Here is a 13,433-nt window from a genome sequence, read left to right on the forward strand (position 1 = left end):
CAATGACAGACACGGACTTACGGAGCCGCGGGCGCCTTGGCCGGAGCCGGGGCCTGCTGCTTGGCGGCGTTCGCGAAGTCACCCGCGCGCACGAGGGTGGCCTTGCTGAAGTCCAGGTGCTTGGACAGGGCCTTGCGCACATCCTCGGCGGTCAGCTTCTGGAGCTTCGCCTCCAGGTCCGCGTCGAACTTCAGCGTGCGCCCCAGGTACAGGCCGTCGGTCAGCTGCTGCGCCAGGTTCCCATCCTGCGCCCGAGCGGACTGCCGGTACTCCAGGAGGCCCGCGCGCGCCTTGTCCAGCTCCTGCTGCGTGAAGCCCTTCTGCACGGCGCGGGTGATCTCCTCGCGCATCGCGGCCTCCAGCTTCTGGGCGTTCTGCGGCGCGTAGATGGCGTAGGTGAGGAACCAGCCCACGGTGTCCAGCTCCTGGGCGGACAGGCTGCTGCCCACGCCATAGGACAGGCCGTCCTGCTGACGCACGCGCGTGGCCAGCCGCGAGTTGAGGAAGCCACCGCCCAGCATGAAGTTGCCCATCGACATGCCGGGCCAGTCCGCGTCGTCGTCGCGAATCTGGAGCAGCTGTCCGGCGAGGAAGTACGCGTTGGCCTTGTCCGGCATCTCCAGCACGACGGACTTCGGAGCCACGTCCTGGAACGTGCGGGGCACGCGCACGTAGGGCGCCGGGCTCTTCCAGCCGTCGAGCAGGGGACCCACGAGCGAGGTGAGCTCCTTCGCGTCGAAGTCACCCACCACCGCGAGTTCTCCGCGCGAGGAGCCGTAGAACTGGCGGTGGAAGTCGCGCGCCTGCTCCAGCGTGACGGCCTTCGCGTCGGCCAGGCGCTCATCCAGGGTGGGCACGTAGTACGGGTGGCCCTTGGGGTACTGGGAGCTGAGCAGGCGCCAGAACGCGATGCTGGCCTGGGGCTGAGGCTCGCTGCGCTGCGACTCCAGCGAGGCCAGCCGCTCCTGCTTGAGGAGCGCGAACTCCTTCGCGTCGAACGCGGGCTCGCGCAGCACCTCGGCCACCAGCTTGAGGACCTCCGGGAGGCTCGCGCGAGGGCACTCGATGGAGACGCTGGCGCCCATCGCGCCGCCGTCCACGCCCACGCGGGCCTTGAGCTTGTCGAGCGCGTCGTAGAGCTGCTGGCGGGTGTGCTTCGTGGTGCCGCGCATCAGCATGCCGCCGGCGTAGGCGGCGGCGGGCAGCTTGCCGTTCAAGGTCTCCGCGGTGCCCCAGTGCAGGTCCAGCGAGAGGTTGACCATCTCGCCGCGCGTCTTCTTGGGCAGCAGCGCGTACTTCACGCCGTTGGCCAGCTCGCCGCGCTGCACGCGAGACTCGATGTTGGCGGGGGAGGGGTCGAAGGCCTCGCCCTGGGCGACGGCGGCCTTGCCCTGGTAGCCGTCCACCATCTTCGCCACGTCCACCGCGGGCGGCAGCTCCGAGCGGTCCGGCTTCGGCGTGGGCACGAAGGTGCCCAGGGTGCGGTTGGAGCTCTTGAGGTACGCGGCGGCCACGCGGGTGACGTCCGCGGGAGTGACGGCCTCGATGCGGTCGCGGTGCAGGAAGAGCAGGCGCCAGTCGCCCACGGCGGCCCACTCGGACAGGAGGATGGCGGCGCGCTCGGAGTTGTTGAGGAGCAGCTCCGTCTGCTTCGCGAGGGCCGTCTTCGCGCGGTTCACCTCTTCGTCGGTGAAGGGCGTGCGGGAGTCCTCCTCCACGGTCTTGATCAACGCTTCACGCACGGGGGGCAGGGGCTGATCCTGGCGGGCCTCGGCGCGGAAGCCGATGACGCCCGGGTCGCGCAGCTGGAAGTTGAACGCACCCGCGCGCGAGGCCTTCTTCGTCTCCACGAGCGCCTTGTAGAGGCGGCCGGACGGCACGTCGCCCAGCACCTGGGTGAGCACGTCGATGGCGGCGAAGTCGGGGTGGGCGCCCTCGGGCACGTGGTAGACGCTGGAGATGAGCTGGTTGTCGCCCACGCGGCGCAGCGTCACTTCGCGCTCACCGTCCTGGGTGGGCTCCTCGGTGTACGTGACGGGCACGGGCTCCGCGGGCTTCTGCAGCTTGCCGAAGGTGGACTGCACGAGCGCCAGGGCCTTCTCCGGCTGGAAGAGCCCGGCGATGACGAGCGTCGCGTTGTCGGGGCGGTAGTAGCGCCGGTAGAAGGCCTGGAGCCGGTCGATGGGCACGTGCTCCAGGTCCGCCTTCGCGCCGATGGTGGCCTTGCCGTAGTTGTGCCAGCGGTACGCGGCGCTCATGGTGCGCTTGAAGAGGATGCCGCGCGGATCGTTCTCGCCGGACTCGAACTCGTTGCGGACCACGGTCATCTCACTGTCGAGGTCCTTTCGCGCGATGAAGCTGTGGACCATGCGGTCCGCTTCGAAGGCGAGCGCCCAGGACAGGTTGTCGTCCGACGCGGGCAGGGTCTCGTAGTAGTTGGTGCGATCCAACCAGGTGGTGCCGTTGGGACGCGCGCCGCGTTCGGTGAGGGCCTGGGGCACGTTGGGGGTGGTGGGCGTGCCCTTGAACATCAGGTGTTCGAGCAGGTGCGCCATGCCCGTCTCGCCGTAGCCCTCGTGCTTGCTGCCCACCAGGTAGGTGACGTTGACGGTGACGGTGGCCTTGGTGGGGTCCGGGAAGAGCAGGACGCGCAGGCCATTGGGCAGGCGGTATTCGGTGATGCCCTCCACGCTCGCGACGGGGGCCAGGGCGGCCGGCTTCGTCTGGGCGCGCGCGGTCGAGGAAGCAGCGGGTTTCGGAAGGGGAGCCGGGGCCCGGGCCCACACGGGCGGGGCCGCCACGAGCAGGACAGCCAGCAGGGCGAGCGGAGTACGACGCGTCATGCGGTTCTCGGGGTGCGAAGGAGTAGGCACGGGACTTCTAACCGCTCCACCGGGTCCTCCCATCCCGAGAAACCCAGGCCCACCCGGCAGGCGTCCACCCAGGGACACCCGTGGACCGTCCCAGGTCCTGTCCCGCGCTTCCAACCCCACAGGTCGTCATGTATCCTGGCGCGGATCCGATGTCAGGATGGGTTGGTAGGAGACTCGCGCGTCACCAGGGAGGGTACGGAATGGCGAAGGCGATGGGCGGGGACCTGATGCTGCAGATGCTGCAGGAGTTCCGCGAGATGCAGGAGGAGTCGGAGGTGCAGTACGCGCGAACCCAGAAGGCGCTGCGGGTGCTCCGCATGAAGTGCCGGGTCGTCTACAGGAAGACCCGGATCTTCGCGGATCAGGTGCGTGCCTTCTCCGAACAGGTCCGCGTCTTCTCGGAAGATGTGGATGGACTCCGCGAGAACATGGAGGAGTTCGCCACGCACGTCTCCGCGCTGGCGAAGGAGGTGGACGGCGTCAAACGCACCCAGACGAAGATGTTCGGTCAGATGGGTCGGATGCTGAATCACCTCGCGGATGCCCAGACCACGGACCGCAAGCGCATCGACGTCCTGGAAGTGCGCATGGACGGCCCAGGGGAGAACTGAGCCCTCCATGCGCCTCCTCACTCAGGCGTAGATGCCGCCAGGCGCCATCGCGGAGCCGGCGCCCAGGACCTCCTCCACCTCGCGGACCTCCTCGGACGTCAGCCGGAAGTCCCCCGCGTGGATGAAGCCATCCACCTGCTTCGTGCTGCGCGCCCCTACGATGGCGGCGGTGACGGCCGGATCCCGCAACGTCCAGGCAAGGGCCACCTCCGCTGGAGAACGCCCATGCCTCGCGCCCACTTCACGCATGCGCTCCACCAGCGACAGGTGATGCGACAGCTTCGGCTCCTGGAAGTCCGCGCTGCCGCGGCGCCAGTCGTCATCTGGCATTGCCAGGATGCGCTCGCGTGTCATCGCCCCGGTCAGCAGGCCGGACGCCATGGGTGAATACACAATCACCCCGATGCCCTGCTTCTGGCAGTAGGGCAGCAGTTCGTCCTCGATGTCCTGATGGATGAGCGAGTACCGCGGCTGCAACGACGTGACCGGAGCAATGCGCCGCGCCCGCTCCAGCTGCGAGACATTGAAGTTGGACACGCCCAACCAGCGCACCTTGCCCTGCCGTTGCAGCTCCGCCAGCGCCGTCCATCCCTCTTCAAGCTCCGCCCCGGCCTCCACCGGCCAGTGCACCTGATACAAATCAATGGCATCCACCTTCAGCCGGCGCAGGGACGCCTCACACTCCTTGCGCACCGAGTCCGCCTTCAACCTCCGGCTGACCTTGCCCTCGTCATCCCAGACCATCCCGCACTTGGTGAAGACATACGGCCGCTTGTCCCGGCCCTTCAGCGCCCGGGCCACCACGTCCTCGGAGTGCCCCAGCCCATACACCGCCGCCGTATCAATCCAGTTGATGCCCGAATCCAACGCGCGCTGGATGGCTTCAATGGACTGCGCGTCGTCCTGCGCGCCCCAGGCGAACGCCCAGCCGCCCCCTCCAATGGCCCACGCGCCGAACCCCAGCGCCGTGAGGTCCATGTCGGAATTGCCCAACCGTCGCTTCTGCATCCCGTGCCTCCCGGGGCCGGATGCCCCTGGTTCCCCTGGCTCCAAGAAGGACGGTGTGCACCGCGGCGGCCCTCGCCCGGGGCTGGATGCTGGCCCGCCCCCGGGCCGCCAGGATGGGCGGGCCCTGGCTCCCCGTCCGCCGTCCATCAATGCATCGCACGCAAGCGTCGTCGGACGCGCGCGTTGATGGTAGGCCACCAGATGGGGGAACGCCCCTCGGGTACTTGGGCACCAGGAGTCCTTCCGGATGAAACGCTTCTTCATTGGCGCGCTGGCCTTCATTGGAGCGCTGTCCATCCTCTTCGTGGTGGGTGTGGTGGGGCTGTTGATGCTCGCGGCGTCCAGCAAGCCAGGCGTGCCGTCCAACCTGGTGCTGGAGCTGGACCTGCAGCAACCGCTGCCGGAGTACACGCTGGACACGTCCCTGGCGGGCGCCTTCGGCGAGGAGCCCACGTCACTCCGGGACGTGGTGGAGGGCCTGGAGAAGGGCGCCACGGACCCCCGGGTGAAGTCGCTGGTGGTGCGAATCGGTCAGCCGGGCAGCTCGGCGCAGGTGCAGGAGCTGCGTGACGCGGTGAAGGCCTTCCGTGCGTCGGGCAAGCGGGCGGTGGCCTACGCGGACGGCTTCGGTGAGGCGGGCAACGGCACCGGCGCCTACTACCTCGCGAGCGCCTTCGACGCCGTCTACATCCAGCCCTCCGGCGACGTGGGGCTCACCGGACTGGTGATGGAGACGCCCTTCGCGCGCGACGCCTTCGCGAAGTTCGGCGTGAAGCCGGAGTTCGGCAAGCGCGCCGAGTTCAAGAACGCCGTCAACACCTTCACCGACGAGTCCTACGGCCCCCACCAGCGCGAGGCCACCGAGGCCTTCGGCGGCAGCCTCTTCCAGCAGGTGGTGAAGGGCGTGGCCGAGGGCCGCAAGCTGACCGAGGACGAGGTGCGCGCCCTCATCGACCGCGCGCCCTTCATGGGCCAGGCGGCCGTGGACGCGAAGCTGGTGGACGGGCTGCGCTACCGCGACGAAATCCACGACGAGCTGAAGAAGCAGGCCGGAGACGGCGCGGAGTTCCTCTACGTGGACAAATACCTGGAGCGCGCGGGCCGGCCGCACCAGACGGGCACCACCATCGCGCTCATCTACGGCGTGGGTGAGGTGCTGCGCGGCAAGAGCCAGTCCAACCCGCTCTCCGGCGGCCAGGTGATGGGCGGCGACACGGTGGCGGCGGCCTTCCGCAAGGCGGTGGAGGACCCGTCCGTGAAGGCCATCCTCTTCCGCGTGGACAGCCCGGGCGGCAGCTACTCCGCCAGCGACACCATCCGCCGGGAGGTGCAGCGCGCGCGCGAGGCGGGCAAGCCCGTCATCGTCTCCATGGGGACGTACGCGGCCAGCGGCGGCTACTTCGTGGCCATGGCCGGGGACAAGATCGTCGCCCAGCCGGGCACGCTGACGGGGAGCATCGGCGTGTACAACGGCAAGTTCGTCACGTCCGAGCTGTGGGCGAAGCTGGGCGTGAACTTCGACACCATCGCCTTCGGCAAGAACGCCACCTTCTCCAGCTCCGACCAGGAGTTCACCCCCGAGCAGCGCGCGCAGCTGGAGTCCGAGCTGGACACCATCTACCTGGACTTCACCAGCCGCGCCGCCCAGGCGCGGAACATGCCGCTGGAGAAGCTCCAAGCCGTCGCGAAGGGGCGCGTGTGGACGGGCGAGGACGCGCTGGAGCGCGGGCTGGTGGACGCGCTCGGCGGCTACCCGAAGGCGCTGGAGCTGGCCCGCGAGGCCGCGAAGCTGGAGAAGGACGCCCCGGTCCGCATCGTCGTCTTCCCGCGCCCCCGACCCACGGGCCAGGTGCTGTCGGAGCTCCTGGGCAAGCACGAGGCGGACAACAGCGATGACGAGGCCACCGGCCACGCCGCCATGTCGTCCCAGGTGCTGGAGCAGGTGCGGGCCGTGTACCGCGTGGGCGCGAAGCTGGGCCTCACCGGGCAGGGCGCGGAGGGACGCATGCTGTACGCGCCGCTTCCGGAGGTGCGCTGGTAGCTCAGACGTGCAGGGGGACCGGGACGCGGCCTTCGTTGGGCCGCACCGGCCGCCCGAAGATGCTGTGGTAGCGCAGGGCGTGTGACGCGCAGCGGTGGCGCCGCGGATCGAACACGAGACAGCTGGCCACCGGTCCGGCGTAGACGTGCAGCGTGATGCCCGGCGCGTTGCCGGCGACGCTCACGCGGTGGATGGAGGCGCCCGGGTCGCGGAAGTCCACGTGCCCTGCGCCCACCGGCCCCACGCGTACCGGCGCCCCCAGCCGCGCCAGGCCCGGCTGAGTTCCGCCCTCCAGCAGCGGGTAGTTCTCCAGAAGGAACTCGCCGCGCTGGATGCTGAACCAGCACTCCTGACCGTCATGGTCATGGATGGGCGAGGCCACGCCCGGCGACCAGCAGTTGACGATGATCTCCATGCCCTCGTCGCGGTGGACGAGGTTGCGCGTGTAGCGACCCGGTAGGAAGTGCAGGTAGGGCTTGAGGCTGGAGGGCTCCAGGTGCAGCCCCGCCATCCGCGCGTCCACCCCCGCGAGTCCCCCGGGAGCGGCGCGGCGCGCGCGGAGCATCCGCACGAATTCTCTCAGGCACGCGTCAGCCATGCGTACAGGCTAGGAACGTCTGCGACATCCGGCCACCCTCGGGTCCGCCAATGAACGTCCGCTTTGTCGTCCCCCCCTCAAGGATTGAGGCGGGGTTCGTTGAAGGACGGTGAAACCGCGGGGAGACGTGGCCGAACGGCACCTTCTGGGTCCGAGCAGGCAACCAACGCCTGGCTGCAGCTCGCCTCCTCCGGTTTAGCTGTAATTTTACACCATCCTGACGTACAGGAGCAGGAGTGGTGGGCAGGTCGTCCCGGCCGGAGCACGCAGGGGGGCCGGAGGAGAACGAGATGAAGAAGCGCCTGGGGGACATCCTGCTCGCGCGGGGTGTGGTGGATGCATTGCAGTTGCAGTCGGCGCTGGCGTACCAGCGCAAGTGGGGCGTGGCGTTGGGGCAGGTGGTGGTGGACCAGCGCTTCTGCACGGCGGAGGCGGTGCTGTCCGCGCTGGCGGCCCAGTCCGGCGTGGAGTCGGTGGACCTGGACGCCTGCCCGCTGGACGCGTCGCTCGCGAGGCTGATTCCGTGCAAGGTGGCGGAGGCCCACCGCGTGGTGCCGCTGCGGCTGGAAGGGCAGGGGCTCCGGGAGGTGCTGGTGGTGGCCCTGGCCGCGCCGGCGAGCCTGTCCACGCTGGACGTGGTGAAGAGCGTGTCCGGCAAGGCGCGAGTGGTACCCCGGCTGGCCACGGACGAGGCGCTGGGACGGGCCATCGGGCGGATGTACCGGGGTGAGCCGGCGACGCCGCGGCGCCGTCCCGGGATGGAGAGCTTCACCCTGCCGGAATGGGAGGAGTCCATGCCCCTGGTGGTGGGCCAGTCCCTGGCGGAGCTGACGGACATGCTGGCGCCGGAGCCCGTCCGCGAACCCGTGCGGCAGGCGGACAGCGCGAACCTGCCCATGCTGGCGCCGCTGGAGCTCCCCTGGGCACCCGTGCCGAAGCCGCGCGTAACGGAGCGCGAGCAGGTGCTCGTGTACGGCTGGGGCGCGGACGCGGCGGCGGGCCTGGTGCAGGTGCTGAGCGGGGCGGGCTTCACGGTGAAGGTGGCGAGCACGGGGGAGGTGTGCGCCGCGACCGAGGCGCAGGTGGTGGTGGCGCCGCTGCCCGCGATGGAGGTGCTGGCGCAGCGGCTGCGCGCGCAGGTGCTGGTGGCGGGCAAGGCGCCGGAGCGGGACCTGCCCCGCGCGCAGGCCGTCCATGCGCGAGGCTTCGTGGCGGCGCCGGTGGATCCGGACCTGCTGCTGCGCTCCGTGCGGCGGCTGTCTCGCGCCTCCGACGAAGCGCGCCTCAAGCACGCGAGCTGAAGCCGCGGCTTCAGGGCACCGCGACGAGCCGGGGCATCTCCTCCGGCGCGTCGGGGAGCCACAGCGAGCCCAGCTCCAGGGGGACGGAAGCAAAGGGCTCCGCGCGCACCATGGCGTCGTCCTCGTGGCTCGCGGTGAGGAGCCAGCCGCGCTTGAGGCGCTGGTAGACCTCCAGCGTGCGCGCGACGGGGTCCACCAGCCAGACGTAGGACACGCCGGCCCGCGCATACAGGGGCAGCTTGCGGGCCCGGTCCAGCGCGGTGGTGGCGGGGGTCAGCACTTCGCAGACCCAATCCGGCACCAGGGTGAAGAAGGCGGCGCCGGGCTCCGGCGGAGCGGCCACGCGCTCACGGCGCCAGGCGGCCAGGTCGGGCACGAGGATGTCCTCACCCAGGTGCAGCTCCGGCGCGCGCAGGAGGCACCAGCGGCCGTTGCCGCCACGGCGCGTATCCAGCCGCTCTCCCAGCTCCACGCCCATCATGAAGGCCGCGCGAGCGGGCGCCACGGAGAGGCGGGGCGAGGCCACCAGCTCGCCATCGAGGATTTCCCCAACCCAGCCCGACGGAAGCGCCGAGAGCAGGGAGTGGGAGGTGGGTTGAAGGTGCTGAAGTGCCGTCATGAATCCTCGGGGAGCGCCGGTGAACGCGAGGCATTCTAGGGAGGGGTCTGACATGCGGACCGCCACCCGCGAAGGCGCTACTTCCCGATGCAGAAGCGATGGAAAAGGGTGTCCAGAAGCGCTTCGGAAACGCTGGTTCCGGACACCTCGCCCAGGGCCTCCAGCGCGAGCCCCACCTCGCCGGAGAGGACCTCCAGGGTGGACACGCGTGACGCCGCTTCGGCGCGGCCCAGCGCCTCGGCGGTGCGACGCAGGGCGTCCGCGTGACGCTCTGAAACGAGCGCTACCGCGGAGGGAGTGCCACCGCCCCACAGCCGCGTGAGCACGGAGGTCCGGAGCGCCTCCACGCCTTCGCCCGTGAGGCCGCTGACGCGCGGCGGGGCAGGGGAGGGGAGGGCGGCGGCGCCGTGTTCCTCCCGAGCCCCCGGCATCACGTCGCACTTGCCGGTGACGGAGAGCACGGGCGTGGCGCCAGCCTCGCGCGTCCACGACGAGGCCTCGTCCACCGAAGTCCCCGGAGGCAGCACGAGCACGGCCAGGTCCACGGCCGCGAGCAGCTCCCGCGTGCGCGCGATACCCAGGGCCTCCACGCGTCCGGGCGCCTCGCGCAGGCCGGCGGTGTCGTAGAGGGTGACGCCCAGGCCGTCCCACTCGACGCGGGCCTCCAGCGCGTCGCGGGTGGTGCCGGGCTCGTCATCCACCAGCGCGCGGGCCTCGCCCACCAGCCGGTTGAACAGCGTGGACTTGCCCGCGTTCACCGGCCCGTACAGCGCCACGCGAGCGCCCTGGCGCACCAGCCGTCCACGGCCCACCTCCGCGCGCAGCGCCTCGGCGGCGGAGCGCAGCGCGGTGACGCGAGGACCGGATTCCGCGTCCGCGCCCTCCGCCTCGTCAGGGAAGTTGAGGACGCCTTCCAGGTCCGCGTGCAGCTCGCGCAGCGGCGTCTCCAGCGCGCGGATCCGCTCGGCCAACGCACCGGACAGACCGGCCGCCGCGGCGCGCACGGCCGCCTCCGAATCCGCGGCCACCAGGTCCGCGACCGCCTCCGCGCGGGTCAGGTCGATGCGGCCATTCAGGAACGCGCGCCGGGTGAACTCACCGGGAAGCGCCGGACGCACGCGCTCATCCTCCAGCGCCCGCGCGAGCAGCAGCCGCAACAGTCGCGGACTGCCATGCGCCTGCAGCTCCACCACGTCCTCGCCCGTGAAGGACCGGGGCGCCTGGAAGTAGAGGAACAGTCCCTCATCCAGCACCGCGCCCGCCGCATCCACGAACGACGCCAGGTACGCATGGCGCGGCGTGGGAGACGCGGGGACACCGGGCGCGAGCCTCCGCCCCACCTCCAGCGCGGCCGGTCCGGACACGCGGAGGATGCCCACGGCCCCCGCGGCGGGCGCGGTGGCGAGCGCGACGATGGTGGCGGAGTCAGACGTCATGGAGGGGCAGGGGAGCACCGGCGGACGGGCGCGCACGCATGACTCCCACCCCCGAGTCCCTACCGGACGCCCTGCGGCGGAGTGGAGCCGCGAGCGGCGCGCTCCACGACGTCGCGGTGCTCCTCGATGTACTTCTCCACCTCGGCGTCGTCGACCGCCAGGTCGCGCAGCACGCCCGGGTAGACGAAGCGGAACGCCGGGGACTCCTCGTCCCCTCGCAGGCGGAAGCTCATCTTCAGCACCGCCGCGCCGTACAGCTTGTCCTTCAAACCCTTCGACTTACCCATTCGCTCCTCTCGCGCCCGCCAGCGGCCCCGAAGCGGGCACACCTGCTCAGGCGTCGACGTCGTCCTCGTCGTCGTCCGGCAGCAGGCTCCGCTTGGGCATCGGGGCGGGCTTCGCCGGGGTGAACACCACGCGCCGGTTGCGGCCTTCGCCTTCCGCCGCCACCTTCACGCCACCCACTCCTTCTACTGCCTTCAGGACGCGCGCGCGGTCCTCAGTCTTCATCGCGGCGAACGCATAGAAGCGCCCCAGGCTGGCGGACTTCTCCGCGAGCTTGCGGACGGCCTCCCGGAACGCCGGATCCTCTTCGACCTGCAGCGTGCGCTCGTCCGCCTCCGCGCTCTTCGCGGGGGCCTGCGCGGGCTTCGCGGCCTGCTGCGCCGGCTGCCCACCCCGAGCGTTGCGCTGCTGCGGCTGCGCGGCCGGAGCGGGCGCCGCGGCCCGGGCTGGCGGCTGCGCGGGAGAGGCGGCAGCCGCCTGCGCCACGGACGTGACCGGAGCGGCAGCGGCGGCCTGCTGCTGTGCCGCCGCGTCACGGCGCGGCCGGGGCTCCGGGTGTGCACCCGCGCCCAGCATCACCCAGCGGCGCTCCACGCCGGGGCGGTGGAGCATCTTGTTGAGCAGGAACTGGAGCGAATCCAGCACCTGGCTGCGCTTGCCCGGCTCCACGCCCGGAGGCGCGCCGGACTCGAAGTGGAGCGCCACGGACAGGCTGCCGTCGGTGGCGTCCTGCAGGTCCAGCCGCGCCGGGAACCCCATCAGCCCGAGGATGTCCGTGAGCAGCTTCTCCACCCGGGGACGGAAGTCCCCGCCGCCCGCCACGACCTGTGCCCCGCTCACTTGCGTTTGCCTCCCCCGGCGGTGATGACCGCCGGCGTCCCGCCGCCCGTCTGGTTCTTCTTGTTGCGGTCCAGCCACTTGCGCAGGCCCCACTGCTGGCCGATGGAGAGCACGTTGTTCGTGAAGATGTAGAGCGACAGGCCCGCCGGGTACTGGAGCAGCGTGAAGGTGAAGATGACGGGCATCACCCAGGTCATCATCCGCGCCTGCGCCGCGTCCATCATCTGCGGCTGCATCTTCTGCGTAATGATCATCGACACGCCCAGCGCCAGCGGCAGGATGTACGTCGGATCCTTGTAGGTGAGGTCGCGCCAGATGGGGCCGAAGAAGGGCTCGCCGTAGATTTCGAAGCTGTTGCGCAGCGACGTGAACAGGGCAATCCACACCGGCATCTGGATGAGCAGCGGCAGACAGCCGCCCAGGGGGTTCACCTTCGCCTCCTGGTACAGCTTCATGATCTCCATGTTCTGGCGCTCTTTGTCGTCCGCGAACTTCTTGCGGATCTCCTCCATCTTCGGCTGGAGCACCTTCACCGCCTCCATGCTGACCATGGAGCGGTAGGTGAGCGGCAGCAGCACCAGCTTCACCACCACGGTGAGCAGGATGATGGCGACGCCCCAGTTCCCCACGATGCCGTGGAAGAACTTCATGACGGCCAGGAGGATCTTGCAGACCACCGCCCAGATGCCGAAGTCGACCGTGTCCTCCATCATGGGGTGGAAGGCCGCGGTGGACAGGCCGGCCACCGAGCGCAGCTCCGCGCCGGGCACCAGGCGCAGCAGGTCCGGATCCTTGGGGCCCGCGTAGCCGCCGAAGCGGAACGTGGCCACCTGGCCGGGGGCCACGTTGAGCGGGAAGCCCGCGGACACCTCGCGCGCGGTGGGCGTGGCGGTCAGCGTGCAGTGGCCGTTGAGCGCGCCGTCCAGCGGGTAGAGCGCGGCCAGGAAGTACTGCTGGTTGATGCCGAAGAAGGAGATGGGTCCCTTCGTCTCCTCGGGCGGCTTGTCGCCCGGGGACAGGTTGTGGAGCTTGTCCTCCACCCAGCACGCGGAGCGGCTCAGGTTGCCCACGCCGCCGAAGAAGGACGGCGCGTGCTCGAACTCCGGATCGATGGCGCGGCCGTAGTGCACCTTGAGCTCACCCGCCTGTGCCTGGGCGGAGGTGTTGCGCACCTGGAGGGTGTAGGTGAACTCGAAGCCCTCGCGAGGCCACAGCACCGTCTTCGTCACCTCCCACGGACCCTGGCGGCCGGTGAACACCACGCTGCCGCCGTTGTCGGTGGGGCCCTCCTGCACGGCGTAGCGGGTGTTCGCCGCCAACGGCGCGCCGCCTTCAATCGTCACCGCGAGCGGCAGGGGCTGGCCGGGCACGGGGTGCGCCACGTTCATCTGCGGCGGCGGGGGGATGTCCTTGCCGAAGAGCTTCTCGAAGCCCTCCTTGACGGTGAGCGACTGCTGCTCGCGCATCTTCGTGCCCTGGAGCACGGCGGAGGTGAGGCCGGCGCCCTCCGAGGAGAAGGTGTACTTCACCTCCGGACGGGCGAACTCCGCGGTGCGCGCGGGGGGCGGCGGGGCCTCCGCGTGGGTGCCCGCGTCCTCGCCTCCCACACCCGGCGGTGGCACGGCGGCCATGCCCGGGGTGCCGGCGTCCAGCGTGGAGGCGACTTCGACGCCCGCGTCCGTCCCCTCCGCGCCCGGGGGCGGCCCCTTGGGGGCGAAGAAGAAGGTGTAGGCGGCGGTGGCGGCGAAGGAGAGGGCGAGCGCCAGGAGCAGCCGCTTCTGCGAATCGTTGGACTGGGGCGACAGCGGGTCGTTCGTCATG

At 70.6% G+C, this 13,433-nt stretch carries 11 protein-coding genes; 3 read left to right on the forward strand and 8 right to left on the reverse strand.

What is annotated here, in order from left to right:
• Positions 1–17 precede the first annotated feature (17 nt).
• Positions 18–2,843, reverse strand: coding sequence for a pitrilysin family protein (locus D7X99_RS22885; protein ID WP_171805250.1), 2,826 nt, complete (start codon positions 2,841–2,843; stop codon positions 18–20).
• Between the two features lie 230 nt (positions 2,844–3,073).
• Here D7X99_RS22885 and D7X99_RS22890 point away from each other — a divergent pair, with 230 nt between their 5' ends.
• Positions 3,074–3,484 carry a hypothetical protein gene (locus D7X99_RS22890; protein WP_121779636.1) on the forward strand — a complete coding sequence of 137 codons (411 nt, stop codon included), beginning with the start codon at positions 3,074–3,076 and terminating at the stop codon, positions 3,482–3,484.
• A gap of 21 nt (positions 3,485–3,505) precedes the next feature.
• Here the strand turns inward: D7X99_RS22890 and D7X99_RS22895 are convergent, their stop codons facing one another.
• On the reverse strand, positions 3,506–4,492 hold the full coding sequence (locus tag D7X99_RS22895) for an aldo/keto reductase (protein WP_121779637.1): 987 nt from the start codon (positions 4,490–4,492) through the stop codon (positions 3,506–3,508).
• A gap of 247 nt (positions 4,493–4,739) precedes the next feature.
• Between D7X99_RS22895 and sppA the strand changes: the two genes are divergently transcribed.
• Entirely contained in the window at positions 4,740–6,533 is a 1,794-nt protein-coding gene (sppA, locus tag D7X99_RS22900; protein WP_121779638.1) for a signal peptide peptidase SppA, read from the forward strand.
• Position 6,534: 1 nt separating this feature from the next.
• Here the strand turns inward: sppA and D7X99_RS22905 are convergent, their stop codons facing one another.
• The gene (locus D7X99_RS22905; RefSeq protein ID WP_233613632.1) at positions 6,535–7,098 is read right to left on the reverse strand and encodes a cysteine dioxygenase family protein; all 564 of its coding nucleotides are present in this window, start codon (positions 7,096–7,098) and stop codon (positions 6,535–6,537) included.
• Positions 7,099–7,421: 323 nt separating this feature from the next.
• Here D7X99_RS22905 and D7X99_RS22910 point away from each other — a divergent pair, with 323 nt between their 5' ends.
• A complete protein-coding gene (locus D7X99_RS22910; RefSeq protein WP_121779640.1) occupies positions 7,422–8,432 on the forward strand; it encodes a general secretion pathway protein GspE in 1,011 nt (336 codons plus the stop codon).
• Positions 8,433–8,442: 10 nt separating this feature from the next.
• Here D7X99_RS22910 and D7X99_RS22915 read toward each other — a convergent pair whose 3' ends face one another.
• The 5 genes from D7X99_RS22915 to yidC all read right to left on the reverse strand — a co-directional run bounded on the left by D7X99_RS22915 (position 8,443) and on the right by yidC (position 13,432).
• Positions 8,443–9,051 (reverse strand): Uma2 family endonuclease, encoded by a 609-nt coding sequence (locus tag D7X99_RS22915; RefSeq protein WP_121779641.1) that lies wholly within the window; start codon positions 9,049–9,051, stop codon positions 8,443–8,445.
• A 77-nt stretch (positions 9,052–9,128) separates the two neighbouring features.
• Positions 9,129–10,487: a tRNA uridine-5-carboxymethylaminomethyl(34) synthesis GTPase MnmE gene (gene mnmE / locus D7X99_RS22920; protein ID WP_121779642.1), complete on the reverse strand. Its 1,359-nt coding sequence runs from the start codon at positions 10,485–10,487 to the stop codon at positions 9,129–9,131.
• A 59-nt stretch (positions 10,488–10,546) separates the two neighbouring features.
• Entirely contained in the window at positions 10,547–10,774 is a 228-nt protein-coding gene (locus D7X99_RS22925) for a hypothetical protein (RefSeq protein ID WP_120576126.1), read from the reverse strand.
• Between the two features lie 46 nt (positions 10,775–10,820).
• Positions 10,821–11,612 (reverse strand): hypothetical protein, encoded by a 792-nt coding sequence (locus D7X99_RS22930; protein ID WP_121779643.1) that lies wholly within the window; start codon positions 11,610–11,612, stop codon positions 10,821–10,823.
• Positions 11,609–13,432: a membrane protein insertase YidC gene (gene yidC, locus D7X99_RS22935; protein WP_121779644.1), complete on the reverse strand. Its 1,824-nt coding sequence runs from the start codon at positions 13,430–13,432 to the stop codon at positions 11,609–11,611. The genes D7X99_RS22930 and yidC overlap by 4 nt, the downstream gene beginning before the upstream one ends.
• Position 13,433: the final 1 nt, after the last annotated feature.

The sequence above is a fragment of the Corallococcus sp. AB032C genome (assembly GCF_003668935.1).
Lineage (GTDB): Bacteria > Myxococcota > Myxococcia > Myxococcales > Myxococcaceae > Corallococcus > Corallococcus exiguus.

Bases quoted from the DNA above. Each gene is read 5' to 3' on its own strand.
- D7X99_RS22885 (WP_171805250.1), bottom strand. From the start codon at position 2,843: ATGACGCGTCGTACTCCGCTCGCCCTGCTGGCTGTCCTGCTCGTGGCG.
- D7X99_RS22890 (WP_121779636.1), top strand. From the start codon at position 3,074: ATGGCGAAGGCGATGGGCGGGGACCTGATGCTGCAGATGCTGCAGGAG.
- D7X99_RS22895 (WP_121779637.1), bottom strand. From the start codon at position 4,492: ATGCAGAAGCGACGGTTGGGCAATTCCGACATGGACCTCACGGCGCTG.
- sppA (WP_121779638.1), top strand. From the start codon at position 4,740: ATGAAACGCTTCTTCATTGGCGCGCTGGCCTTCATTGGAGCGCTGTCC.
- D7X99_RS22905 (WP_233613632.1), bottom strand. From the start codon at position 7,098: ATGCTCCGCGCGCGCCGCGCCGCTCCCGGGGGACTCGCGGGGGTGGAC.
- D7X99_RS22910 (WP_121779640.1), top strand. From the start codon at position 7,422: ATGAAGAAGCGCCTGGGGGACATCCTGCTCGCGCGGGGTGTGGTGGAT.
- D7X99_RS22915 (WP_121779641.1), bottom strand. From the start codon at position 9,051: ATGACGGCACTTCAGCACCTTCAACCCACCTCCCACTCCCTGCTCTCG.
- mnmE (WP_121779642.1), bottom strand. From the start codon at position 10,487: ATGACGTCTGACTCCGCCACCATCGTCGCGCTCGCCACCGCGCCCGCC.
- D7X99_RS22925 (WP_120576126.1), bottom strand. From the start codon at position 10,774: ATGGGTAAGTCGAAGGGTTTGAAGGACAAGCTGTACGGCGCGGCGGTG.
- yidC (WP_121779644.1), bottom strand. From the start codon at position 13,432: ATGACGAACGACCCGCTGTCGCCCCAGTCCAACGATTCGCAGAAGCGG.